Annotated in this window: 38 protein-coding genes; all 38 read left to right on the top strand. The window is 39.4% G+C overall.

The annotated features are described in order from the left end of the window. The first annotated feature begins 3 nt into the window (after window positions 1-3). Window positions 4-1191: an elongation factor Tu gene (tuf, locus tag FDO66_RS18330; RefSeq protein WP_141434114.1), complete on the top strand. Its 1188-nt coding sequence runs from the start codon at window positions 4-6 to the stop codon at window positions 1189-1191. A gap of 504 nt (window positions 1192-1695) precedes the next feature. Next, complete coding sequence (gene rpsJ / locus FDO66_RS18340) at window positions 1696-2004, top strand: 30S ribosomal protein S10 (protein WP_003348621.1); 309 nt, start codon at window positions 1696-1698, stop codon at window positions 2002-2004. Window positions 2005-2042: 38 nt separating this feature from the next. Further along, window positions 2043-2669, top strand: coding sequence for a 50S ribosomal protein L3 (gene rplC, locus FDO66_RS18345; RefSeq protein WP_141434116.1), 627 nt, complete (start codon window positions 2043-2045; stop codon window positions 2667-2669). A 28-nt stretch (window positions 2670-2697) separates the two neighbouring features. Next, complete coding sequence (gene rplD / locus FDO66_RS18350; RefSeq protein WP_141434117.1) at window positions 2698-3321, top strand: 50S ribosomal protein L4; 624 nt, start codon at window positions 2698-2700, stop codon at window positions 3319-3321. Beyond that, window positions 3318-3605, top strand: a complete 288-nt coding sequence (rplW, locus tag FDO66_RS18355; protein WP_181444651.1) for a 50S ribosomal protein L23 — start codon at window positions 3318-3320, stop codon at window positions 3603-3605. The genes rplD and rplW overlap by 4 nt, the downstream gene beginning before the upstream one ends. A gap of 29 nt (window positions 3606-3634) precedes the next feature. Beyond that, a complete protein-coding gene (gene rplB, locus FDO66_RS18360) occupies window positions 3635-4465 on the top strand; it encodes a 50S ribosomal protein L2 (protein WP_141434119.1) in 831 nt (276 codons plus the stop codon). Window positions 4466-4525: 60 nt separating this feature from the next. Next, complete coding sequence (gene rpsS, locus FDO66_RS18365) at window positions 4526-4804, top strand: 30S ribosomal protein S19 (RefSeq protein WP_141434120.1); 279 nt, start codon at window positions 4526-4528, stop codon at window positions 4802-4804. A gap of 18 nt (window positions 4805-4822) precedes the next feature. After that, window positions 4823-5164 carry a 50S ribosomal protein L22 gene (gene rplV / locus FDO66_RS18370; protein WP_141434121.1) on the top strand — a complete coding sequence of 114 codons (342 nt, stop codon included), beginning with the start codon at window positions 4823-4825 and terminating at the stop codon, window positions 5162-5164. A 3-nt stretch (window positions 5165-5167) separates the two neighbouring features. Then, window positions 5168-5824 carry a 30S ribosomal protein S3 gene (gene rpsC / locus FDO66_RS18375; RefSeq protein ID WP_141434122.1) on the top strand — a complete coding sequence of 219 codons (657 nt, stop codon included), beginning with the start codon at window positions 5168-5170 and terminating at the stop codon, window positions 5822-5824. Window positions 5825-5826: 2 nt separating this feature from the next. Continuing rightward, window positions 5827-6261 (top strand): 50S ribosomal protein L16, encoded by a 435-nt coding sequence (gene rplP, locus FDO66_RS18380; RefSeq protein WP_141434123.1) that lies wholly within the window; start codon window positions 5827-5829, stop codon window positions 6259-6261. After that, window positions 6251-6454 carry a 50S ribosomal protein L29 gene (gene rpmC / locus FDO66_RS18385; RefSeq protein ID WP_141434124.1) on the top strand — a complete coding sequence of 68 codons (204 nt, stop codon included), beginning with the start codon at window positions 6251-6253 and terminating at the stop codon, window positions 6452-6454. The genes rplP and rpmC overlap by 11 nt, the downstream gene beginning before the upstream one ends. A 20-nt stretch (window positions 6455-6474) precedes the next feature. Then, window positions 6475-6738 carry a 30S ribosomal protein S17 gene (gene rpsQ / locus FDO66_RS18390; protein ID WP_141434125.1) on the top strand — a complete coding sequence of 88 codons (264 nt, stop codon included), beginning with the start codon at window positions 6475-6477 and terminating at the stop codon, window positions 6736-6738. A 40-nt stretch (window positions 6739-6778) separates the two neighbouring features. Beyond that, window positions 6779-7147, top strand: coding sequence for a 50S ribosomal protein L14 (gene rplN, locus FDO66_RS18395; RefSeq protein WP_141434126.1), 369 nt, complete (start codon window positions 6779-6781; stop codon window positions 7145-7147). A 35-nt stretch (window positions 7148-7182) separates the two neighbouring features. Next, on the top strand, window positions 7183-7494 hold the full coding sequence (gene rplX / locus FDO66_RS18400; RefSeq protein ID WP_141434127.1) for a 50S ribosomal protein L24: 312 nt from the start codon (window positions 7183-7185) through the stop codon (window positions 7492-7494). 26 nt (window positions 7495-7520) lie between these two features. Next, window positions 7521-8060, top strand: coding sequence for a 50S ribosomal protein L5 (gene rplE / locus FDO66_RS18405; protein WP_141434128.1), 540 nt, complete (start codon window positions 7521-7523; stop codon window positions 8058-8060). Window positions 8061-8084: 24 nt separating this feature from the next. Beyond that, window positions 8085-8270, top strand: a complete 186-nt coding sequence (gene rpsN / locus FDO66_RS18410; protein WP_009499044.1) for a 30S ribosomal protein S14 — start codon at window positions 8085-8087, stop codon at window positions 8268-8270. Window positions 8271-8299: 29 nt separating this feature from the next. Continuing rightward, the gene (gene rpsH / locus FDO66_RS18415; protein ID WP_141434129.1) at window positions 8300-8698 is read left to right on the top strand and encodes a 30S ribosomal protein S8; all 399 of its coding nucleotides are present in this window, start codon (window positions 8300-8302) and stop codon (window positions 8696-8698) included. A 31-nt stretch (window positions 8699-8729) separates the two neighbouring features. Next, window positions 8730-9266, top strand: coding sequence for a 50S ribosomal protein L6 (gene rplF / locus FDO66_RS18420; protein ID WP_141434130.1), 537 nt, complete (start codon window positions 8730-8732; stop codon window positions 9264-9266). Window positions 9267-9298: 32 nt separating this feature from the next. Further along, window positions 9299-9661 carry a 50S ribosomal protein L18 gene (rplR, locus tag FDO66_RS18425; protein ID WP_141434131.1) on the top strand — a complete coding sequence of 121 codons (363 nt, stop codon included), beginning with the start codon at window positions 9299-9301 and terminating at the stop codon, window positions 9659-9661. Between the two features lie 22 nt (window positions 9662-9683). Next, window positions 9684-10184: a 30S ribosomal protein S5 gene (gene rpsE / locus FDO66_RS18430; protein ID WP_141434132.1), complete on the top strand. Its 501-nt coding sequence runs from the start codon at window positions 9684-9686 to the stop codon at window positions 10182-10184. 13 nt (window positions 10185-10197) lie between these two features. Continuing rightward, window positions 10198-10380, top strand: a complete 183-nt coding sequence (rpmD, locus tag FDO66_RS18435; RefSeq protein WP_141434133.1) for a 50S ribosomal protein L30 — start codon at window positions 10198-10200, stop codon at window positions 10378-10380. A 32-nt stretch (window positions 10381-10412) separates the two neighbouring features. Further along, window positions 10413-10853: a 50S ribosomal protein L15 gene (rplO, locus tag FDO66_RS18440; protein ID WP_141434134.1), complete on the top strand. Its 441-nt coding sequence runs from the start codon at window positions 10413-10415 to the stop codon at window positions 10851-10853. Beyond that, window positions 10853-12145 (top strand): preprotein translocase subunit SecY, encoded by a 1293-nt coding sequence (secY, locus tag FDO66_RS18445; protein WP_141434135.1) that lies wholly within the window; start codon window positions 10853-10855, stop codon window positions 12143-12145. The genes rplO and secY overlap by 1 nt, the downstream gene beginning before the upstream one ends. Before the next feature lie 64 nt (window positions 12146-12209). Beyond that, a complete protein-coding gene (locus tag FDO66_RS18450; protein WP_141434136.1) occupies window positions 12210-12860 on the top strand; it encodes an adenylate kinase in 651 nt (216 codons plus the stop codon). Continuing rightward, window positions 12860-13606: a type I methionyl aminopeptidase gene (gene map, locus FDO66_RS18455; protein WP_141434137.1), complete on the top strand. Its 747-nt coding sequence runs from the start codon at window positions 12860-12862 to the stop codon at window positions 13604-13606. Before FDO66_RS18450 ends, map begins: the two co-directional genes overlap by 1 nt. A 16-nt stretch (window positions 13607-13622) precedes the next feature. After that, window positions 13623-13958, top strand: a complete 336-nt coding sequence (locus FDO66_RS18460) for a KOW domain-containing RNA-binding protein (protein ID WP_141434138.1) — start codon at window positions 13623-13625, stop codon at window positions 13956-13958. Further along, window positions 13936-14154 carry a translation initiation factor IF-1 gene (gene infA, locus FDO66_RS18465; protein ID WP_009791305.1) on the top strand — a complete coding sequence of 73 codons (219 nt, stop codon included), beginning with the start codon at window positions 13936-13938 and terminating at the stop codon, window positions 14152-14154. The genes FDO66_RS18460 and infA overlap by 23 nt, the downstream gene beginning before the upstream one ends. A 37-nt stretch (window positions 14155-14191) precedes the next feature. Further along, on the top strand, window positions 14192-14305 hold the full coding sequence (rpmJ, locus tag FDO66_RS18470; RefSeq protein ID WP_000868344.1) for a 50S ribosomal protein L36: 114 nt from the start codon (window positions 14192-14194) through the stop codon (window positions 14303-14305). Between the two features lie 22 nt (window positions 14306-14327). Further along, window positions 14328-14693 (top strand): 30S ribosomal protein S13, encoded by a 366-nt coding sequence (gene rpsM / locus FDO66_RS18475; RefSeq protein ID WP_141434139.1) that lies wholly within the window; start codon window positions 14328-14330, stop codon window positions 14691-14693. A gap of 22 nt (window positions 14694-14715) precedes the next feature. Beyond that, on the top strand, window positions 14716-15105 hold the full coding sequence (gene rpsK / locus FDO66_RS18480) for a 30S ribosomal protein S11 (RefSeq protein ID WP_141434140.1): 390 nt from the start codon (window positions 14716-14718) through the stop codon (window positions 15103-15105). Between the two features lie 173 nt (window positions 15106-15278). Further along, a complete protein-coding gene (locus FDO66_RS18485; protein ID WP_141434155.1) occupies window positions 15279-16223 on the top strand; it encodes a DNA-directed RNA polymerase subunit alpha in 945 nt (314 codons plus the stop codon). Between the two features lie 81 nt (window positions 16224-16304). Further along, the gene (gene rplQ, locus FDO66_RS18490; protein ID WP_141434141.1) at window positions 16305-16667 is read left to right on the top strand and encodes a 50S ribosomal protein L17; all 363 of its coding nucleotides are present in this window, start codon (window positions 16305-16307) and stop codon (window positions 16665-16667) included. A 406-nt stretch (window positions 16668-17073) separates the two neighbouring features. Further along, the gene (locus FDO66_RS18495; RefSeq protein WP_141434142.1) at window positions 17074-17913 is read left to right on the top strand and encodes an energy-coupling factor ABC transporter ATP-binding protein; all 840 of its coding nucleotides are present in this window, start codon (window positions 17074-17076) and stop codon (window positions 17911-17913) included. Then, window positions 17889-18758 carry an energy-coupling factor ABC transporter ATP-binding protein gene (locus FDO66_RS18500; RefSeq protein ID WP_141434143.1) on the top strand — a complete coding sequence of 290 codons (870 nt, stop codon included), beginning with the start codon at window positions 17889-17891 and terminating at the stop codon, window positions 18756-18758. The genes FDO66_RS18495 and FDO66_RS18500 overlap by 25 nt, the downstream gene beginning before the upstream one ends. After that, the gene (locus FDO66_RS18505; RefSeq protein ID WP_141434144.1) at window positions 18755-19552 is read left to right on the top strand and encodes an energy-coupling factor transporter transmembrane component T family protein; all 798 of its coding nucleotides are present in this window, start codon (window positions 18755-18757) and stop codon (window positions 19550-19552) included. Before FDO66_RS18500 ends, FDO66_RS18505 begins: the two co-directional genes overlap by 4 nt. 12 nt (window positions 19553-19564) lie before the next feature. Further along, window positions 19565-20308 (top strand): tRNA pseudouridine(38-40) synthase TruA, encoded by a 744-nt coding sequence (gene truA, locus FDO66_RS18510; RefSeq protein WP_141434145.1) that lies wholly within the window; start codon window positions 19565-19567, stop codon window positions 20306-20308. A gap of 201 nt (window positions 20309-20509) precedes the next feature. Next, window positions 20510-20947, top strand: a complete 438-nt coding sequence (gene rplM / locus FDO66_RS18515; protein WP_141434146.1) for a 50S ribosomal protein L13 — start codon at window positions 20510-20512, stop codon at window positions 20945-20947. Window positions 20948-20967: 20 nt separating this feature from the next. Further along, the gene (gene rpsI / locus FDO66_RS18520; RefSeq protein ID WP_141434147.1) at window positions 20968-21360 is read left to right on the top strand and encodes a 30S ribosomal protein S9; all 393 of its coding nucleotides are present in this window, start codon (window positions 20968-20970) and stop codon (window positions 21358-21360) included. The last annotated feature ends 9 nt before the right edge of the window (window positions 21361-21369 follow it).

Below are 21369 nucleotides of genomic sequence, written 5' to 3' on the forward strand. Positions count from 1 at the left end.
CTAATGGCAAAAGCTAAATTCGATCGCTCTAAGCCTCACGTTAACATTGGAACAATCGGTCACGTTGACCATGGTAAAACTACTTTAACAGCTGCTATCACTACTGTACTTGCAAAAGCAGGTGGTGCTGAAGCACGTGCATATGATCAAATCGACGCTGCTCCTGAAGAGCGTGAGCGTGGAATAACAATCTCAACAGCACACGTTGAGTATGAAACTGCAACTCGTCACTATGCACACGTTGACTGCCCAGGACATGCTGACTATGTTAAAAACATGATCACTGGTGCTGCTCAAATGGACGGTGGTATCCTAGTTGTTTCTGCAGCTGATGGTCCAATGCCACAAACTCGTGAGCACATTCTTTTATCTCGTCAAGTAGGTGTACCTTACCTAGTTGTATTCTTAAACAAATGTGACATGGTTGATGACGAAGAACTTCTTGAATTAGTAGAAATGGAAGTACGTGATCTTCTTTCTGAATATGATTTCCCTGGTGACGATGTACCAGTTATCAAAGGTTCTGCCCTTAAAGCTCTTGAAGGAGATGCTGCTTGGGAAGAAAAAATCATTGAGCTTATGACAGCTGTTGATGAGTATATCCCAACTCCAGCTCGTGATACTGAAAAACCTTTCATGATGCCAGTTGAGGATGTATTCTCAATCACTGGTCGTGGAACAGTTGCAACAGGTCGTGTAGAGCGCGGACAAGTTAAAGTTGGTGATGTAGTTGAAATCATCGGTTTAGCTGAAGAGCCAAAATCTACTACTGTTACTGGAGTAGAAATGTTCCGTAAGCTTCTTGATTATGCTGAAGCTGGAGACAATATCGGTGCGCTTCTTCGTGGGGTTGCTCGTGAAGATATCCAACGTGGTCAAGTACTTGCTAAACCAGGTACAATTACTCCACACGTAAAATTCAAAGCTGAAGTTTACGTTTTATCTAAAGAAGAAGGTGGACGTCATACTCCATTCTTCACTAATTACCGTCCTCAGTTCTACTTCCGTACAACTGACGTAACTGGTATTTGTAATCTTCCTGAAGGCGTAGAAATGGTTATGCCTGGAGATAACATTGAAATGCACGTTGAACTAATTGCTCCAATCGCTATCGAAGAAGGAACTAAGTTCTCTATTCGTGAAGGCGGACGTACTGTTGGCGCTGGTGTAGTTGCTACAATCGTTGAGTAATTAATTTTCTATGAAGCAGATGGTTCACGCCATCTGCTTTTTTGTGCTTAGAAAAAGGTTAAATAGTTTACTATCAAATAATCATTTCTCATCAGGGCTGATCAAGGCGCTTTCGCCTTTCTATTTGTCTAGCTCCAGCGCCTAGCCCTTGTGAAAAATAACCCTTTGCCTCAAAAAGCAAAGAGCGTGCTTTTGGAGTCAAATGAACATTTTTCTTCAGGGCTGATCAAGGCGCTTTCGCATTTCTTTTAATTTTGCGACTATTCATTTTTGACTTGAAATTATAGTCAGAGCCCGCTATAATAGTGAGAGTGTGCAAAACGTAGAAAAAAACATGATAATTGTTGCGTTTCTAATTGTGGTTTTGTATAATAGACAATGTTGGTCTTTGACTGCGATGATGTGGAAGGTTGCTGACACACCCGGCCGCTTTGCCATGGCGAATGTGTGGGAAATTTCTGCGGAGAATGTCTATGTTAATATAGGCGAAAAGGAGGGAAAATAATGGCAAAACAAAAAATTCGTATTCGATTAAAAGCGTATGATCATAGAATTCTTGATCAATCTGCTGAGAAAATTGTTGAAACTGCTAAACGTTCTGGAGCGGCTGTATCAGGTCCGATTCCATTACCAACTGAAAAATCTGTTTACACAATTCTTCGTGCGGTTCATAAGTACAAAGATTCTCGTGAGCAGTTTGAAATGCGTACGCATAAACGTCTAATCGATATCATTAATCCAACTCCACAAACAGTTGATTCATTAATGCGTTTAGACTTACCATCCGGTGTAGATATCGAAATCAAACTTTAATAAATAAATAATGATAATAATTAGGAGGTGTGACTGAAATGACCAAAGGAATCTTAGGAAGAAAAATTGGTATGACTCAAGTATTTGCTGAAAACGGCGACCTTATCCCGGTTACTGTTGTAGAAGCTGCTAACAACGTGGTTCTTCAAAAGAAATCTGTTGAAACAGACGGCTATGAAGCTATTCAACTTGGTTTCGAAGACAAACGTGAAAAGCTTGCTAACAAACCTGAAAAAGGCCACGTTGCGAAAGCAAACACTGCTCCTAAGCGCTTCGTTCGTGAATTACGTGACGCAAGCTTAGCGGAGTATGAGGTTGGTCAAGAAGTCAAAGTTGATATTTTTTCAGCAGGTGAAACTGTTGATGTAACAGGAATTTCAAAAGGTAAAGGATTTCAAGGCTCTATTAAACGCCACGGACAATCTCGTGGACCAATGGCTCACGGATCACGTTACCATCGTCGCCCAGGTTCAATGGGTCCTGTAGCGCCAAACCGTGTATTTAAAGGGAAAGCACTACCTGGCCGTATGGGTGGAGAACAAATTACTGTTCAAAATCTGGAAATTGTTAAAGTTGACGCCGAGCGTAACCTTCTATTAATTAAAGGAAACGTTCCTGGTGCGAAAAAAGCTTTATTAAAAATTAAAAGTGCGGTTAAAGCTTAAGTATTAAGTCGGAAAGGAGGAAACAAAAATGCCTAAAGTAGCGGTATATAACCAAAGCGGAAGCCAGGTTGGAGAAATCGAATTAAACGCTTCTGTGTTTGGGGTTGAGCCTAACAATCATGTTTTGTTTGAAGCAGTTGTTATGCAAAGAGCATCTTTACGTCAAGGGACACACAAAACTAAAATTCGTTCTGAAGTAGCTGGTGGTGGACGCAAACCATGGCGTCAAAAAGGAACTGGTCGTGCTCGTCAAGGTTCTATCAGATCTCCACAATGGCGTGGTGGTGGTACAGTATTTGGTCCTGTTCCACGTAGCTATAGCTATAAATTACCTAAGAAAGTACGTCGTTTAGCGATTAAATCTGCATTATCTTCTAAAGTATTAGAAGAAAATATTTTAGTATTAGAAAGCTTAGCTTTCGAAGCTCCAAAAACAAAAGACTTCAAAGGGGTTTTAAAGGGTCTTTCTGTTGAGAAAAAAGCACTAGTTGTGACTGCTGATCTAGACGAAAACGTAGCATTATCTGCTCGTAACATTCCTGGAGTAACAGTTGTAACAGCTAACGGCATCAGTGTTTTGGATGTTTTAAATCATGATAAATTAATCATGACGAAAGCAGCAGTTGAAAAAGTAGAGGAGGTGCTTGCATAATGGATGCACGCGAAGTTATTAAGCGCCCCGTTATTACTGAACGTACTACTGATCTTATGGCTGAAAAAAAATATACATTTGATGTAGATGTTAGAGCTAACAAAACTCAAGTTAAAGCAGCTGTTGAAGAAATCTTCGGCGTTAAAGTTGAGAAAGTTAGCGTAATGAACTACAAAGGGAAATTCAAACGTGTAGGGCGTTTTGGTGGTTACACAAACAAACGTCGTAAAGCAATTGTAAAATTAACTCAAGATAGCAAAGAAATAGAAATTTTCGAAGCTTAATTATTTAACTAGAAGAGGAGGGAAAAGCAATGGCGATTAAAAAGTATAAACCTACCTCCAACGGTCGTCGTGGTATGACAGTTTCTGATTTTGCTGAAATCACAACTGATCAACCCGAAAAATCCTTACTTGCTCCTTTAACAAGAAAAGGCGGCCGTAATAACCAAGGTAAGTTAACAGTTCGTCATCAAGGTGGCGGTCATAAGCGTCAATATCGTATCATTGATTTCAAACGTGATAAAGATGGCATTCCAGGACGCGTTGCCACTATTGAATATGATCCAAACCGTTCTGCAAATATTGCATTAATTCATTACGTAGATGGAGAAAAGCGCTACATCTTAGCTCCTAAAAATTTACAAGTAGGTATCCAAATTATGTCTGGTCCTGAAGCAGACATTAAAGTAGGGAATGCGCTTCCTTTAGCAAACATTCCAGTTGGTACAGTTATCCACAATATCGAGTTAAAACCAGGAAAAGGTGGACAATTAGTACGTTCTGCTGGTACTTCTGCTCAAGTATTAGGTAAAGAAGGCAAGTATGTTCTTGTACGTTTAAATTCAGGTGAAGTTCGTATGATCTTAGCTACATGCCGCGCTTCTATCGGTCAAGTAGGTAACGAACAACACGAACTAATTAATATTGGTAAAGCTGGACGTTCACGCTGGTTAGGTAAAAGACCTACTGTTCGTGGATCTGTTATGAACCCTAACGATCATCCACACGGTGGTGGGGAAGGACGCGCGCCAATCGGACGTAAATCTCCAATGTCTCCATGGGGTAAACCAACACTTGGTTTCAAAACACGCAAGAAGAAAAGCAAATCAGATAAATTTATTGTACGTCGTCGTAAAAAATAACGGGGTTGTACTACGGTTCTACTATCGAACCGTAGAGCAATCACGAAGGGAGGTTCAATCATGGGTCGCAGCTTAAAAAAAGGACCATTTGTTGATGAGCATTTAATCACAAAGATCGAAAAGTTAAATGAAACTGACAAGAAGCAAGTAGTAAAAACTTGGTCTCGCCGTTCTACGATCTTCCCACAATTCATCGGACAAACGATCGCAGTTTACGATGGTCGTAAACATGTGCCTGTATACATCACTGAAGACATGGTAGGTCACAAGCTTGGAGAATTTGCTCCATCTCGTACTTATAAAGGCCATGGTAATGATGATAAGAAAACAAGACGTTAATGAGAGGAGGGCATTCAAATGCAAGCTAAAGCTGTCGCAAGAACAGTTCGTATTGCTCCTCGTAAAGCTCGTTTAGTCGTAGATTTAATTCGAGGAAAGCAAATCGGTGAAGCAGTAGCTATTTTAAAACTTACTCCAAAAGCTGCTTCTCCAATCGTAGAGAAAGTATTAAAATCTGCATTAGCAAACGCAGAACATAACTACGAAATGGATACAAATACATTAGTAGTTTCCCAAGCATTTGTTGACGAAGGACCAACTTTAAAACGTTTCCGTCCTCGCGCAATGGGTCGTGCAAGTGCAATTAACAAACGCACAAGCCATATTACAATCGTATTATCAGAAAAGAAGGAGGGATAATCAGTGGGTCAAAAAGTAAATCCAGTCGGTTTGCGTATCGGAGTCATTCGTGATTGGGAATCCAAGTGGTTCGCAAGCAAAGACTATGCTAATCTTTTACATGAAGATCTTAAGGTTCGTGAGTACATTACAAATCGTTTAAAAGATGCTTCTGTTTCTAAAGTAGAAATTGAACGTGCAGCTAACCGTTTAAATATTACTATCCACACTGCGAAGCCAGGAATGGTAATCGGTAAAGGTGGTACTGAAGTTGAAGCACTTCGCAAAGCGCTTAACTCTTTAACTGGTAAACGTGTACACATCAATATTCTTGAAATTAAAAAAGCAGATATCGATGCGAAGTTAGTAGCGGAAAATATTGCTCGTCAATTAGAAAACCGTGTTTCTTTCCGTCGTGCTCAAAAACAAGCGATTCAACGCGCAATGCGTGCTGGCGCGAAAGGTATTAAAACAATGGTATCTGGACGTTTAGGCGGAGCAGATATCGCTCGTTCTGAGTCATATAGTGAAGGTACAGTTCCACTTCATACACTTCGTGCTGATATTGATTATGCTACAGCTGAAGGAGATACAACTTACGGTAAATTAGGCGTGAAAGTTTGGATCTATCGTGGAGAGGTCCTTCCTGCGAAGAAGAAAACTGAGGAAGGAGGCAAATAATTATGTTACTACCAAAACGCGTTAAGTATCGCCGTGTTCACCGCGGAAAAATGCGTGGTCAAGCAAAAGGCGGTACTGAAGTAGCATTCGGAGAATACGGTTTACAAGCTATTGAAGCTTCTTGGATTACAAACCGTCAAATCGAATCCGCTCGTATTGCGATGACACGTTATATGAAACGTGGCGGTAAAGTGTGGATTAAAATATTCCCACATAAGCCTTATACTGCAAAACCTCTTGAAGTCCGAATGGGTTCAGGTAAAGGTGCTCCAGAAGGTTGGGTAGCAGTAGTTAAGCCTGGAAAAGTATTATTCGAAGTTGCAGGGGTTTCTGAAGAAATCGCTCGTGAAGCACTTCGACTTGCATCACACAAACTTCCTATTAAATGTAAGTTTGTAAAACGAGAAGAAATTGGTGGTGAATCAAATGAAAGCTAATGAAATTCGTGACCTTACCACTGCTGAAATTGAACAAAAAGTAAAATCCTTAAAAGAAGAGCTTTTTAATCTGCGCTTTCAATTGGCGACGGGACAACTTGAAAATACAGCTCGTATTCGTGAAGTACGTAAAGCGATTGCTCGTATGAAAACCGTTATTCGTGAAAGAGAAATCAGCGTCAACAAAGGATAACCTGAGAGGAGGTTCGTACAATGAGTGAACGCAACCAACGCAAAGTATACACTGGACGCGTTGTTTCTGACAAAATGGATAAAACCATTACTGTTGTTGTTGAAACATACAAAAAGCATCCTCTATACGGTAAACGCGTAAAATACTCTAAAAAGTTTAAAGCTCATGATGAGCAAAACGCAGCAAAAACTGGCGATGTTGTTCGTATTATGGAAACTCGTCCACTATCTGCAACTAAACGCTTCCGTCTAGTGGAAGTAGTAGAAAAAGCAGTAATAATCTAATTGTTCGGAATTAGCATGATCCCGAAGGGAGGTTATACACATGATTCAACAAGAATCACGTTTGAAAGTTGCTGACAACTCTGGTGCTCGTGAAGTACTAACTATTAAAGTTCTTGGTGGCTCTGGTCGTAAAACGGCTAACATTGGCGATATTATTGTTTGTACTGTGAAACAAGCAACACCAGGTGGCGTTGTTAAAAAAGGTGATGTTGTTAAAGCGGTAGTTGTTCGAACAAAGAGCGGTGTTCGTCGTAAAGATGGTACTTACATTCGTTTTGATGAAAACGCATGTGTAATTATCCGTGATGATAAAGGTCCACGTGGAACTCGTATCTTCGGACCAGTTGCTCGTGAACTTCGCGATAGCAACTTTATGAAAATCGTATCATTAGCTCCAGAAGTATTATAATTTAAATCTAATTGCCTTTAAGGAGGTGCGAACAGATGCATGTAAAAAAGGGTGATAAAGTAATGGTCATCACTGGTAAGGATAAAGGCAAAACAGGTGTTATTCTTGCAGCATTCCCTAAACAAAGCCGTGTGCTTGTTGAAGGAGTTAACATTGTAAAGAAACACTCTAAGCCATCCCAATTGAATCCGCAAGGCGGAATCATTAACCAGGAGGCACCTATTCATGTGTCCAACGTTTTGCCTATCGACCCTAAATCTGGCGAACCAACTCGTGTAGGAATTAAAGTGGTAGATGGTAAAAAAATTCGCGTAGCGAAAAAATCCGGTGAAGTTCTAGATAAATAGTTTAAAAATGAAGGGAGGTATAATGAATGAGCCGCCTAAAAGAAAAATTTGTTAATGAAATTAGTCCTGCTTTAGTAAGCAAGTTTAATTATAAATCAGTAATGCAAGTACCTAAGCTTGAAAAAATTGTTCTCAACATGGGTGTTGGTGATGCAGTTCAAAACGCAAAAGCACTTGATAATGCGGTTGAAGAACTTGCAGTTATCACTGGACAAAAACCAGTTGTAACACGTGCGAAAAAATCAATTGCAGGCTTCCGTCTTCGTGAAGGTATGCCGATTGGTGCGAAGGTTACACTTCGTGGTGCTCGTATGTATGAATTCCTAGATAAATTAGTTTCAGTTTCACTTCCACGTGTACGTGACTTCCGTGGAGTATCTAAAAAGTCATTTGATGGTCGCGGAAACTATACTTTAGGTGTTAAAGAACAATTAATTTTTCCAGAAATTAATTACGATCAAGTAAGCAAGGTTCGTGGTATGGATATCGTTATCGTAACGACTGCCAATACTGATGAAGAAGCTCGTGAACTTTTAACTCAATTTGGAATGCCATTCCAAAAGTAAACCTAAGTAAAGGGAGGCGAAAACATGGCTAAAAAGTCAATGATTGCGAAGCAAAAACGCACGCCTAAATATAAGGTTCAAGAATATACACGCTGCGAACGCTGCGGTCGTCCACATTCTGTATACCGTAAATTTAAGCTTTGCCGTATTTGTTTCCGTGAATTAGCGTATAAGGGACAAATTCCTGGTGTGAAAAAAGCTAGCTGGTAAAACCCCATTTTGGGAAGGAGGTTAAAACAATGGTTATGACAGATCCAATTGCAGATTTGCTTACACGCATCCGTAATGCGAATATGGTTCGTCACGAAAAATTAGAGGTTCCTGCTTCTAAGTTGAAAAAAGAAATCGCTGAAATCCTTAAGCGTGAAGGTTTTGTCCGTGATGTTGAATTTATCGAGGACAACAAACAAGGTATCATTCGTATTTTCTTAAAATACGGTGCTAACAATGAGCGCGTTATTACTGGTCTTAAGCGTATTAGTAAGCCTGGTCTTCGAGTTTATGCAAAAGCAACTGAAGTACCTCGTGTATTAAACGGACTTGGACTCGCACTAGTTTCTACTTCTCAAGGAGTTCTTACAGATAAAGAAGCTCGTGCTAAACAAGTAGGCGGAGAAGTTTTAGCATACGTTTGGTAATAGAATTTCTTAATGAATGGAGGTGCAATAAATGTCTCGCGTAGGTAAAAAACCAATTGATATTCCAGCTGGAGTAACAGTTACAGTTAACAACAGCACAGTTACAGTAAAAGGTCCTAAAGGTGAACTTCAACGTTCTTTTAATCCGGACATTACAATCAATGTAGAAGAGAACGTGATTAACGTTACTCGTCCTACTGACAATAAAGAACACCGCGCATTACACGGAACAACTCGCGCGTTGCTTTCAAATATGGTTGAAGGTGTGTCTAAAGGATTTGAAAAAGGTCTTGAGCTAATCGGTGTCGGTTACCGTGCACAAAAACAAGGTAAAAAGCTAGTACTAAACGTAGGATACTCACATCCTGTTGAAATCGAACCTGAAGAAGGTATTGAAATCGAAGTACCAGCAAACACGAAGGTCATCGTAAAAGGATTAAGTAAAGAGCGCGTTGGTGCTTTAGCTGCAAATATTCGTGATGTTCGTCCACCAGAGCCTTATAAAGGTAAAGGGATTCGTTATGAAGGCGAATACGTACGTCGTAAAGAAGGTAAAACTGGTAAGTAATACCGCATAAGTAAACGAAAGGAGTGACCTGAATGATTACAAAAGCTGATAAAAATGTAGTCCGCAAAAAAAGACATGCTCGTGTTCGTTCTAAACTTAGCGGAACTCAAGCTCGTCCTCGTTTAAATGTGTTTCGTTCAAACAAACATATTTATGCGCAAATTATCGATGATGTAAACGGAGTTACTTTAGTAAGTGCTTCTACTGTAGATAAAGAAATCGAAATTTCTTCTTCTAGCAACGTCGATGCTGCAGTTAAGGTCGGAGAATTAGTAGCTAAACGTGCTGCTGATCAAGGCATAAAAGCGATTGTATTTGATCGTGGAGGCTATTTATATCATGGTCGCGTAAAAGCATTAGCTGATGCTGCTCGTGAAAACGGCTTAGAATTTTAATAGATAAAGGAGGGACATAACATTGCGTCGTATTGATCCAAACAAACTTGAACTTGAAGAACGCGTTGTTACAGTAAACCGTGTAGCAAAAGTTGTTAAAGGCGGACGTAGATTCCGTTTCTCGGCTCTTGTCGTAGTAGGAGATAAGAACGGTCATGTCGGTTTTGGTACAGGTAAAGCACAAGAAGTACCAGATGCTATTCGTAAAGCTATTGAAGATGCAAAGAAAAATCTTGTTGAAGTACCAATGGTTGGTACTACTATTCCACATCAAGTAATCGGACATTTCGGTGCTGGTGAGATTCTTCTTAAGCCTGCTTCAGAGGGTACAGGAGTTATCGCTGGTGGTCCAGTTCGTGCGGTTCTTGAATTAGCTGGTGTGGCAGACATCCTATCTAAATCATTAGGATCTAACACTCCAATTAATATGGTTCGTGCAACTTTAGACGGTTTAAAACAATTAAAACGTGCTGAGGACGTAGCGAAATTACGTGGAAAATCAGTAGAAGAACTGTTAGGATAAGGGGGGAAATCAAATGGCAAATAAATTAGAAATCACCCTTACTCGTAGTGTGATTGGTCGTCCGCAAGATCAACGCAAAACAGTTACAGCTTTAGGCTTACGTAAATTAAACCAAACGGTTGAGCAACAAGACAATGCTGCTATTCGCGGTATGATTAATAAAGTTGCCCACCTTGTAACGGTAAAAGAAATATAAAATCATTCTTCTTAGAATAAGGAGGTGCCAAAATGAAACTTCATGAATTAAAGCCTGCAGAAGGTTCTCGTCAAGAACGTAAACGTAAAGGACGCGGTATCGGTTCTGGTAATGGTAAGACTGCTGGAAAAGGTCATAAAGGACAAAATGCTCGTTCTGGTGGTGGTGTAAGACTTGGATTTGAAGGTGGTCAAACTCCTTTATATCGTCGTTTGCCAAAACGTGGTTTTACAAACATCAATCGTAAAGAATATGCAATTGTAAACCTTGATGCGTTAAACCGTTTTGAAGAAGGAACAGAAGTTACTCCAGAACTTCTTATTGAAACAGGCGTTGTAAGTAGTGAAAAAGCAGGGATTAAAATTCTTGCTAAAGGCAAAGTAGAGAAAAAGCTTACTGTTAAAGCTCATAAATTCTCCTCTGCTGCTAAGGAAGCGATTGAAGCTGCCGGCGGTCAAACTGAGGTGATTTAATGTTTCAGACAATCTCCAATTTTATGCGCGTGGGTGAAATAAGACGAAAAATCATATTCACCCTTTTAATGTTGATTGTTTTTCGCATCGGGACATTTATACCTGTACCAAATGTGAATGCAGAGCTATTACAAGCTCAAGACCAGCTTAGTGCCTTTGGGATTTTAAACACGTTCGGTGGAGGAGCACTTATGAACTTCTCTATCTTTGCTATGGGCATTCTGCCATACATTACGGCATCTATTATTGTTCAACTATTGCAAATGGACGTTGTCCCGAAATTTACAGAGTGGTCTAAGCAAGGAGAGGCTGGGCGACGTAAGTTGACTCAGTTTACTAGATATTTTACTATCGTGCTTGGTTTCATCCAAGCTATTGGTATGTCTTATGGATTTAATAATCTGGCAAATGGCCAGTTGATTGATAATCCTGGAATTGGCTCCTATTTACTAATCGCCGTGGTTTTAACTGGAGGTACAGCCTTTTTGATGTGGTTGGGAGAAGAAATTACGTCAAGAGGGGTTGGAAATGGTATTTCTATTATCATTTTCGCTGGTATTGCAGCAGGAATTCCATCAGGAGTGAACCAAATTTATGCTCAACAGTTTGAAAACCCTGGTGATCAGCTATTTCTTCGAATCGTGACGGTTGTTCTAATCTTGGTAGCAGTCGTTGCAATCGTAGTAGGGGTTATCTTTATTCAACAAGCTTTAAGAAAAATTCCAATACAGTATGCAAAAAGTGTAGCAGGACGTAATTCGGTTGGCGGACAATCGACACATTTACCTTTAAAAGTAAATGCTGCTGGTGTTATTCCAGTCATTTTCGCATCGTCGTTTCTCGTGACACCGAGAACAGTCGCCTCTTTCTTTGAGCAAAATGACGTTACATTATGGATTCAAAAAGTATTTGATTATACTCATCCTATTGGAATGATCATGTATACTGCATTAATTATTGCTTTTGCTTATTTTTATGCCTTCATTCAAGTTAATCCTGAACAGCTTTCAGAAAACTTGAAGAAGCAGGGCGGATATATTCCAGGTATTCGACCAGGCAAAAGTACTCAGGAATACTTGACTCGTGTACTTTATCGATTAACTTTAGTTGGTGCTCTGTTCCTCGCAGCCATTGCTGTTCTTCCAGTTTTCTTTATTAAGTTTTCTGGATTGCCGCAATCCGCTCAAATAGGTGGAACAAGCTTGCTCATCGTAGTAGGGGTTGCACTTGAAACGATGAAACAGCTCGAAGCACAGTTAGTTAAGCGTCATTATAAAGGATTCATTAAATAGCATAGTTTTTATGGGGACGGTTTGTTCCCTAATAGCTATGTGTTAGACTTTAGGGGGAATTCGTGTGAATTTAGTATTAATGGGCCTCCCTGGTGCCGGAAAAGGTACACAAGCTGAAAAAATAGTTGAAAAGTATCACGTCCCTCACATTTCTACTGGTGACATGTTTCGTGCAGCCATGAAAGATGAGACAGAGCTTGGATTAAAAGCGAAGTCTTTTATGGATAAAGGTGAATTAGTGCCAGATGAAGTGACTATTGGAATTGTACGTGAAAGATTAAGTAAAGATGATTGTGAAAAAGGCTTTTTATTAGATGGCTTTCCTAGAACTGTGCCACAGGCAGAAGCCCTAGAAGACATTCTTTCTAGCCTTAGCAAAAAGATTGATTATGTGATTAACATCAGCGTTGATCAAGATATTTTAATGGAACGACTTACAGGAAGACGTATTTGTAAATCTTGTGGAGCGACTTATCATCTTGTCTTTAATCCTCCAGCAAACGAGACGGTTTGTGATCGTTGTGGCGGAGAATTGTATCAACGTGCGGATGATAATGAAGCAACGGTGAAAAACCGTTTAGATGTGAACATTAAACAATCTGCACCTTTACTAAGTTTCTATGAAACGAAAGGTTATCTTCGCAATATCGATGGACAGCAGGATATTCAAAAAGTCTTTGCTGATCTCGATGCATTACTTGGAGACTTGCATTAATGATTATTTGTAAAACTCCCCGTGAAATTGACATTATGCGAGAAGCTGGTCGTATCGTTGCCTTGACTCATCAGGAGTTAAAAAAGCACATTAGTCCAGGAATTTCTACCATTGAATTAGATGCGATTGCTGAAGAGTTTATTCGTAAACATAATGCAATTCCATCTTTCAAAGGGTATAATGGGTTTCGTGGTAGTATTTGTGCATCTGTTAACCATGAGCTCGTTCATGGCATCCCGGGTAACCGTGTCCTAAGCGAAGGCGATATTATCAGTATTGATATTGGTGCAAAATTTAATGGATATCATGGTGACTCGGCTTGGACCTATCCTGTAGGAAACATTGATGAAGAGACTGCGCGTTTACTAAAAGTGACGGAGGAATCTTTATATCAAGGACTAAAGGAAGCTAAGCCCGGTGAACGTTTAACGAACATCTCCCATGCGATTCAAACGTATACTGAGTCTTATGGCTTTTCCATTGTACGCGAGTATGTTGGTCATGGAATCGGGCAAGACTTACATGAGGATCCACAAATTCCTCATTACGGACTACCGAATAAAGGACCTATATTAAAGCCTGGTATGGTACTTTGTATTGAACCGATGGTGAATGCAGGAAGCCGATACGTAAGGACACTAGCTGATGATTGGACGGTTGTAACAGTAGATGGGAAAATGTGCGCTCATTTTGAACATACGATTGCCATTACTGATACAGGTTATGAAATATTAACTAAAGCCTAAAGTGTAGGTGATCACATTGATTGAACTTGATTCAAATCCGCAAGTAGGGCAGATTGCTTGTATAACTCGCGGACGAGATGCTGGTCAATATGCTATAATCATAAGGTTAGAAGATGATCGATATGTTTTATTAGCGGACGGAGATAAACGAAAATTTGATCGTCCAAAAAGAAAGAACATACAGCATCTAACGTTTATTCATTACGTATCTTTAGAAGTTCAGAAAAGTATACAACAAACAGGTCGTGTTACGAATGGGAAGCTAAGGTTTGCCATAACAAAGTATATGAATGATTTCGTATTTGATGTAGAGAAGGGAGAAAGATTCGATGGCGAAAGACGATGTAATTGAAATTGAAGGCACGGTAATTGAGACTTTGCCTAATGCCATGTTTAAGGTAGAATTAGAAAATGGTCATACTGTATTAGCTCACGTTTCCGGTAAGATTAGAATGCACTTCATCCGTATTTTACCAGGTGATAAAGTAACAGTTGAGCTGTCTCCATATGACTTAACTCGCGGAAGAATCACATACCGCTTTAAATAATCTGATTGCGCTCCGTACTATCAAGGAGGTTAGGATAATGAAAGTTAGACCATCAGTGAAACCAATCTGCGAAAAATGTAAAGTTATTCGTAGACGTGGAAAAGTAATGGTTATCTGTGAAAACCCTAAACATAAACAAAAACAAGGTTAATAACAAGGAGGTGCTTTAATAAATGGCACGTATTGCTGGAGTAGATATTCCACGTGAAAAGCGCGTAGTTATCTCTTTAACTTATATTTACGGTATTGGTAAAATTACTGCTGAAAAAGTATTAGCCGAAGCTGGAGTTTCTGAAGAGACACGCGTTCGCGATTTAACAGAAGATGAATTAAACAAAATTCGTGAGATCATCGATAAATTAAAAGTTGAAGGTGACCTTCGTCGTGAAGTATCATTAAACATTAAACGTTTGATGGAAATCGGCTGCTACCGTGGATTACGTCATCGTCGTGGTTTACCGGTTCGCGGACAAAATACGAAAAATAACGCTCGTACACGCAAAGGTCCTCGTAAGACTGTAGCGAACAAGAAGAAGTAATTAGTAAAGGAGGTATTTTTAAATGGCTCGTAAAACAAATACACGTAAACGTCGTGTGAAAAAGAATATTGAATCTGGTATTGCTCATATTCGCTCAACTTTCAATAATACGATTGTAACGATTACTGATGTACATGGTAATGCGATTTCTTGGTCTAGTGCAGGAGCACTTGGATTTAAAGGTTCTCGTAAATCAACTCCATTTGCGGCTCAAATGGCGGCTGAAACTGCAGCGAAAACATCTATTGAAAATGGAATGAAGACTCTTGAAGTAACAGTTAAAGGACCAGGTGCAGGTCGTGAAGCAGCTATTCGTGCTCTTCAAGCTGCAGGTTTAGAAGTTACGGCAATTAGAGATGTAACTCCAGTTCCTCATAACGGTTGCCGTCCACCAAAACGTCGCCGAGTTTAATTTTTCTGTATTAGATTTTGTATCTTTGTCTATAATGGGATATGATACAGGTTCTATTGTTCGTACAGAATGATTATTCCAGTTGTTGTGCACAAACGGGAACGTATACATGGGGAATTTCGGTTAATCTACTTTAGCCGAGGTTTCGACGTTTTGAAGGAGGGTATATTTTGATGATCGAAATAGAAAAACCAAAAATCGAAACGGTTGAGATCAACGATGATGCCAAATACGGAAAGTTCGTCGTAGAGCCACTTGAGCGTGGATATGGTACAACTTTGGGTAACTCCTTACGTCGTATTCTACTATCCTCACTCCCAGGTGCCGCTGTCACTTCGATTCAAATTGATGGGGTACTTCATGAGTTCTCAACAATTGAAGGCGTCGTAGAAGATGTTACATCTATCATTTTAAATATTAAAAAACTAGCACTTAAAATCTATTCTGATGATGAAAAAACGCTTGAACTTGATATACAAGGAGAAGGTGTCGTTACGGCAGCTGATATTACACATGATAGTGATGTTGAGATTTTAAATCCAGATCTTAAGATTGCTACTCTTGGTTCAAATGGCCATTTTCGTATGCGTTTGACAGCAAAACGTGGCAGAGGCTACACTCCAGCGGATCAAAATAAGCGTGAAGATCAACCGATTGGTGTCATTCCTATCGATTCCATCTATACTCCGGTTTCTCGTGTTTCTTATCAGGTAGAAAATACACGTGTTGGACAAATGACAAATTATGATAAATTAACATTTGATGTTTGGACTGACGGAAGTACAGGTCCTCAAGATGCCATTGCACTTGGAGCTAAGATTTTAACTGAGCATTTAAATATCTTTGTTGGCTTGACTGATGAAGCTCAAAATGCTGAGATTATGGTTGAGAAAGAAGAAGATCAAAAAGAAAAAGTTCTTGAGATGACAATTGAAGAACTAGATCTTTCTGTTCGTTCATATAACTGCTTAAAGCGTGCTGGCATTAATACCGTTCAAGAGTTAGCGAATAAAACGGAAGAAGATATGATGAAGGTACGTAATTTAGGTAGAAAATCTCTTGAAGAAGTAAAACACAAACTAGAAGAGCTAGGATTAGGCTTGCGTAAGGATGACTGACTAGTTAACCCGCTTAACTAGGTATTTTACTGTTATGCCATCAAAGCTCAATAATAACTTCAACAAAGGAGGGAAACTTTCATGGGATACAGAAAGTTAGGACGCACTAGCGCACAACGTAAAGCAATGCTACGTGACTTAGCTACAGATTTAATCATTAATGAGCGCATTGAAACAACTGAAGCTCGTGCAAAAGAACTTCGTTCAGTTGTAGAAAAAATGATTACTCTTGGCAAGCGTGGAGATTTGCATGCTCGTCGTCAAGCAGGTGCATATATTCGTAAAGAGGTTGCAAACGCTGAGGAAAATCAAGATGCTTTGCAAAAACTATTCAGCGATATCGCATCTCGCTATGAAGAGCGCCAAGGTGGATATACTCGTATCATGAAACTTGGACCACGTCGTGGAGATGGTGCTCCAATGGTAGTGATTGAGTTAGTATAGTAGGGAAATGAAACAAGGGTGCGGGACAGTTTAATAAGAAACTAGTTCGAGTACCCTTTTTCCTTATTGGAGAACAATAAAATCTAAAAGAGTGTTACGATGGGCATATATATATTTAGTATGTTACCGTCTAGCTCGTGTGCCTCTTCTATCATTTTAGTTAGAAGAGGTGCAGGTTTTTTATAAGTATGTTGACAGTTAAGAGTAGGGCGATGGTTAGGAGGCAATTTGGAATTTTGCTTCACCTACATAAAATAAAAATTGAATTAGATAGAATAGCATAATTCCAGTAATTTATTGATTGTCTTAAAGCTAATCAAAGCTCGCCTAATGGCGAGTTTTTTTGTACGATAGGATAAGAGCTATATAGATGGAAAGGCTGTAAAACATAAGGGAGTAGGAGTCAATGACAAAGCCGCTTGTTAAACTAGAGAAAGTTTCCTTTCAATACGATTTTCAACAGTCATATGCGCTTGAACGTGTTTCCTTTGATATATACGAAGGCGAGTGGCTTGCGATTGTAGGACATAATGGTTCAGGTAAATCCACGCTTGCAAAGCTATTAAATGGGCTCCAGATACCACAAGAAGGAACTATTACAGTTGATGGAATTAAGTTAACAGAAGCAACCGTTTGGGATATAAGAAAACGGGTCGGGATGGTGTTTCAAAATCCTGATAACCAATTTGTAGGTACGACCGTACAGGATGATGTGGCTTTTGGTTTGGAAAATAACGGGGTTGAAAGAAATGAGATGATAAAACGTGTCAACCAATCGTTAGAGAAAGTAGGCATGCTGCATTTTCTCAATCAAGAGCCGCACCATCTTTCAGGCGGGCAAAAGCAGAGAGTCGCCATTGCCGGTGTCATTGCTCTCTTACCGTCTATTATTATTTTAGATGAAGCAACCTCTATGCTTGATCCAAAAGGCAGAGAAGAGATCCTACACACTGTCAGAGAGCTGAAAGCTGAAAGTAACATAACAGTCATTTCTATTACGCATGATTTAGAGGAAGCTGCCAAGGCTGATCGAATGATCATTATGAATAAGGGAAAGCTTTATGGCGAAGGGAAGCCACAGGATATATTCCAGTTAGAGGATGAGTTGATAGAGCTGGGGCTTGATATACCTTTTCCAATTAAATTAGGAAAAGCATTGAAGGAAAAAGGAGTGCCGCTGTCCCAGCATTATTTAACAGAAGAAGAGTTGGTGGAAGAGCTATGGAAATCTCACTTCAAAAAGTAGAATATCGGTATCAAGTGAACAGCCCATTTGAAAGGCTTGCTCTAGCTGATGTATCTATACATATTCCTGAGGGAATGTTTATGGCGATCATTGGGCATACGGGGTCTGGAAAATCAACCATTTTACAACATTTAAATGCTATATTAAAGCCAACAAAAGGAAAAGTAATCATTGGTGATCTGGAGATTCAGGCACAAAAGAAACAAAAAGAATTAAGGCAAGTTCGTAAAAAGGTTGGTATTGTCTTTCAATTTCCAGAGCAGCAGTTATTTGAAGAAACGGTTGAAAAGGATATATGTTTTGGTCCAATGAATTTTGGGGTGTCGGAAAAGAAAGCAAAGGAAAAAGCAAAGGAAGCGATCAAACAGGTTGGCCTCTCGGAAGACTTTTTAATGAAGTCCCCTTTTGATTTGTCAGGTGGACAGATGAGGAGAGTAGCGATTGCTGGGGTATTAGCTATGGAGCCAGAGGTACTTGTATTAGATGAGCCGACAGCTGGACTTGATCCTAGAGGCCGTAAAGAAATTATGGAGATGTTTTATACGCTTCATAAAGAAAGAAACAGATCCACCATCCTTGTTACACATAGTATGGAGGATGCTTCTAAGTATGCGGATGAGATCGTCATTATGCATCAAGGGAAGGTAATGAAAACAGGTAAGCCAGAAGAGATTTTTTCTTGTCCAGATGAGCTTCTAGAACTAGGATTAGATGTTCCTGAGGTTGTTCGGTTTCAGAATCAGATTGAAAAACGATTTCAAGCTAAAATGGGGAAAACCTTCTTATCAATGGAAGAACTGACAAGTGAATTGGCTCAATGGTTGCAGCGAGGTGGTAAAGAATGATGGATAAAATGATTATTGGCCGCTATATTCCAGCTGATTCATTGATACATCGTATGGATCCACGTTCGAAGATCCTGCTCGTTTTTTTATTCATCTGTATTGTTTTTCTTGCCAATAATGCTCTTACGTATAGTTTATTAGCTTTATACACTTTTGGGATGATGCTATGTTCAAAAATGAAGCTTCGTTACTTCTATCAGGGATTAAAGCCTATTTTTCTACTTATCCTATTTACTTTTTTTCTGCATGTTTTTTTCACCAAAGAGGGAGATGTTTTATTCAAGCTTGGGTGGATAACAGTTTATGAGGGAGGATTGAAGCAAGGGTTTTTTATATCCATGCGCTTCTTATTGCTTATCATTATGTCTACTCTATTGACACTAACCACAACACCCATTTCCATGACGGATGGGCTTGAAAAATTATTGCATCCTTTAAATAAAGTAAAGTTCCCAGTTCATGAATTAGCATTAATGATGTCTATTTCTTTGCGCTTTATTCCAACCTTAATGGATGAGACAGATAAGATTATGAAAGCGCAAATGGCTAGAGGAGTCGAATTTACAAGTGGTCCGATAAAGCAGCGTGTGAAGGCTATTATTCCATTACTCATACCATTATTTATTAGCTCGTTCAAGCGTGCGGAGGAGCTTGCTACTGCTATGGAAGCTCGAGGCTATCGAGGAGGACAAGGAAGAACAAAATATCGACTGTTAAGGTGGGGTGCTGTTGATACCGGCATGCTTTTTAGCCTGTGTGTATTGGCTGTTGTCCTCTATTTATTAAGAACGTAATGGAGCTGTGTGATGCAAAGGTATAAATGTACAATAAGCTATGATGGTTCAGAATTTAGTGGATTTCAGATTCAACCGAAGGAGCGAACGGTGCAAGGTGTGTTAGAAAAGGCGTTGAAAAAGCTTCATAAGGGTGAAGAGATTAAAGTACACGCCTCTGGCAGAACAGATGCAGGAGTTCATGCGAAAGGTCAGGTCATTCATTTTGACTCGAATTTAGATATTCCTCTTTCTAAATGGAAGCTTGCATTAAATTCCGCTCTCCCACCTGACATTGTCATATTGCAGGTTGAAGAAGCAAAAGCAAATTTCCATGCACAATATGATACGATTGGAAAAGAATACCGATACTTTGTTCATATTTCAAGAGTGAAGGATCCATTTAAGCGTCACTATGCGCATCAATACCCTTATGAGGTGGATCTCAAGCGTATGGAGGATGCGATCCGTTTTTTAATTGGAACGCATGACTTTACAAGTTTTTGCTCTACGAAAACAGATAAAGAGAATAAAGTACGAACGATTGAAAAAATTGATCTATATAAAGAAGATGATTTACTTGTTTTTCGTTTTAGAGGAAACGGATTTTTATACAATATGGTTAGAATTATGGTTGGAACGCTGCTTGATGTAGGAAGAGGCTACAGAAGCGCTGACTCCGTTGCTGATATTCTAGTGAAAAAGGATCGCAAGCTAGCCGGGAAAACATCCTCTGCCAAAGGGCTTTATTTATGGGAAGTATTTTATGAGGATTGATTTCCTTTATGACTTTAAATATTTTTTAATAACAACTAATCCTGGTGTAACATTTTCTTGACAATTGAAAGGCTAGGATATATCATAATATGGTATGTATTTTAAACCCATGATAAGCCCCGGAACTTATTGTGATCAAAATATACGAACAACTGCTTATGGAAAATGAAAATATCGTCTGATTATTTAGGAGGGAAACTCATGCGTACAACGTTTATGGCTAATTCAAATAATATTGAACGTAAATGGTACGTGGTTGATGCAGAAGGCAAAACTTTAGGTCGTCTTGCAAGTGAAGTTGCATCAATCTTACGTGGTAAACATAAACCAACTTACACACCACATGTTGATACTGGTGATCATGTTATTATTTTGAATGCATCAAAAATTGAATTAACAGGTAAAAAATTAACAGACAAAATCTACTACCGTCACACTTTACATCCAGGTGGATTAAAAACAAGAACTGCTCTTGAAATGCGCACAAACTATGCAGAGAAAATGTTAGAGCTTGCTATTAAAGGCATGCTTCCTAAAAATTCTCTTGGTCGTCAAATGTTTAAAAAATTACATGTTTATGCTGGTAGCGAGCATCCGCACCAAGCTCAACAACCTGAAGTTTACGAACTTCGTGGTTAATAATAAGGGAGGTTATTAACTTGGCACAAGTTCAATATATCGGCACTGGTCGTCGTAAAAGCTCTGTTGCACGTGTACGTTTAGTACCAGGTGACGGAAAAATTATCATCAACGGTCGTGAAATCGAAAGTTATATTCCATTCGAAGCTTTACGTGAAGTCGTAAAACAACCATTAGTAGCAACTGAAACTCTTGGTAGCTATGACATCCTAGTAAACGTTTCTGGTGGAGGTTACACTGGTCAAGCTGGCGCAATTCGTCACGGTATCGCTCGTGCGTTGCTTCAAGCAGACCCTGAATACCGTCCAACATTAAAACGCGCTGGACTATTAACTCGTGATGCACGTATGAAAGAACGTAAAAAATACGGTCTTAAAGGTGCTCGTCGCGCGCCTCAGTTCTCAAAACGTTAATTTTTGCGT

Source organism: Bacillus sp. 03113, from assembly GCF_006546985.1.
In the GTDB taxonomy this organism is placed as follows: Bacteria; Bacillota; Bacilli; order Bacillales; family Cytobacillaceae; genus VATK01.

Coding starts and splice junctions, on each gene's coding strand:
- tuf (WP_141434114.1), top strand. CDS start 4: ATGGCAAAAGCTAAATTCGATCGCTCTAAGCCTCACGTTAACATTGGA.
- rpsJ (WP_003348621.1), top strand. CDS start 1,696: ATGGCAAAACAAAAAATTCGTATTCGATTAAAAGCGTATGATCATAGA.
- rplC (WP_141434116.1), top strand. CDS start 2,043: ATGACCAAAGGAATCTTAGGAAGAAAAATTGGTATGACTCAAGTATTT.
- rplD (WP_141434117.1), top strand. CDS start 2,698: ATGCCTAAAGTAGCGGTATATAACCAAAGCGGAAGCCAGGTTGGAGAA.
- rplB (WP_141434119.1), top strand. CDS start 3,635: ATGGCGATTAAAAAGTATAAACCTACCTCCAACGGTCGTCGTGGTATG.
- rpsS (WP_141434120.1), top strand. CDS start 4,526: ATGGGTCGCAGCTTAAAAAAAGGACCATTTGTTGATGAGCATTTAATC.
- rplV (WP_141434121.1), top strand. CDS start 4,823: ATGCAAGCTAAAGCTGTCGCAAGAACAGTTCGTATTGCTCCTCGTAAA.
- rplP (WP_141434123.1), top strand. CDS start 5,827: ATGTTACTACCAAAACGCGTTAAGTATCGCCGTGTTCACCGCGGAAAA.
- rpmC (WP_141434124.1), top strand. CDS start 6,251: ATGAAAGCTAATGAAATTCGTGACCTTACCACTGCTGAAATTGAACAA.
- rpsQ (WP_141434125.1), top strand. CDS start 6,475: ATGAGTGAACGCAACCAACGCAAAGTATACACTGGACGCGTTGTTTCT.
- rplN (WP_141434126.1), top strand. CDS start 6,779: ATGATTCAACAAGAATCACGTTTGAAAGTTGCTGACAACTCTGGTGCT.
- rplX (WP_141434127.1), top strand. CDS start 7,183: ATGCATGTAAAAAAGGGTGATAAAGTAATGGTCATCACTGGTAAGGAT.
- rplE (WP_141434128.1), top strand. CDS start 7,521: ATGAGCCGCCTAAAAGAAAAATTTGTTAATGAAATTAGTCCTGCTTTA.
- rpsN (WP_009499044.1), top strand. CDS start 8,085: ATGGCTAAAAAGTCAATGATTGCGAAGCAAAAACGCACGCCTAAATAT.
- rpsH (WP_141434129.1), top strand. CDS start 8,300: ATGGTTATGACAGATCCAATTGCAGATTTGCTTACACGCATCCGTAAT.
- rplF (WP_141434130.1), top strand. CDS start 8,730: ATGTCTCGCGTAGGTAAAAAACCAATTGATATTCCAGCTGGAGTAACA.
- rplR (WP_141434131.1), top strand. CDS start 9,299: ATGATTACAAAAGCTGATAAAAATGTAGTCCGCAAAAAAAGACATGCT.
- rpmD (WP_141434133.1), top strand. CDS start 10,198: ATGGCAAATAAATTAGAAATCACCCTTACTCGTAGTGTGATTGGTCGT.
- rplO (WP_141434134.1), top strand. CDS start 10,413: ATGAAACTTCATGAATTAAAGCCTGCAGAAGGTTCTCGTCAAGAACGT.
- secY (WP_141434135.1), top strand. CDS start 10,853: ATGTTTCAGACAATCTCCAATTTTATGCGCGTGGGTGAAATAAGACGA.
- map (WP_141434137.1), top strand. CDS start 12,860: ATGATTATTTGTAAAACTCCCCGTGAAATTGACATTATGCGAGAAGCT.
- infA (WP_009791305.1), top strand. CDS start 13,936: ATGGCGAAAGACGATGTAATTGAAATTGAAGGCACGGTAATTGAGACT.
- rpmJ (WP_000868344.1), top strand. CDS start 14,192: ATGAAAGTTAGACCATCAGTGAAACCAATCTGCGAAAAATGTAAAGTT.
- rpsM (WP_141434139.1), top strand. CDS start 14,328: ATGGCACGTATTGCTGGAGTAGATATTCCACGTGAAAAGCGCGTAGTT.
- rpsK (WP_141434140.1), top strand. CDS start 14,716: ATGGCTCGTAAAACAAATACACGTAAACGTCGTGTGAAAAAGAATATT.
- FDO66_RS18485 (WP_141434155.1), top strand. CDS start 15,279: ATGATCGAAATAGAAAAACCAAAAATCGAAACGGTTGAGATCAACGAT.
- rplQ (WP_141434141.1), top strand. CDS start 16,305: ATGGGATACAGAAAGTTAGGACGCACTAGCGCACAACGTAAAGCAATG.
- FDO66_RS18495 (WP_141434142.1), top strand. CDS start 17,074: ATGACAAAGCCGCTTGTTAAACTAGAGAAAGTTTCCTTTCAATACGAT.
- FDO66_RS18500 (WP_141434143.1), top strand. CDS start 17,889: ATGGAAATCTCACTTCAAAAAGTAGAATATCGGTATCAAGTGAACAGC.
- FDO66_RS18505 (WP_141434144.1), top strand. CDS start 18,755: ATGATGGATAAAATGATTATTGGCCGCTATATTCCAGCTGATTCATTG.
- truA (WP_141434145.1), top strand. CDS start 19,565: ATGCAAAGGTATAAATGTACAATAAGCTATGATGGTTCAGAATTTAGT.
- rplM (WP_141434146.1), top strand. CDS start 20,510: ATGCGTACAACGTTTATGGCTAATTCAAATAATATTGAACGTAAATGG.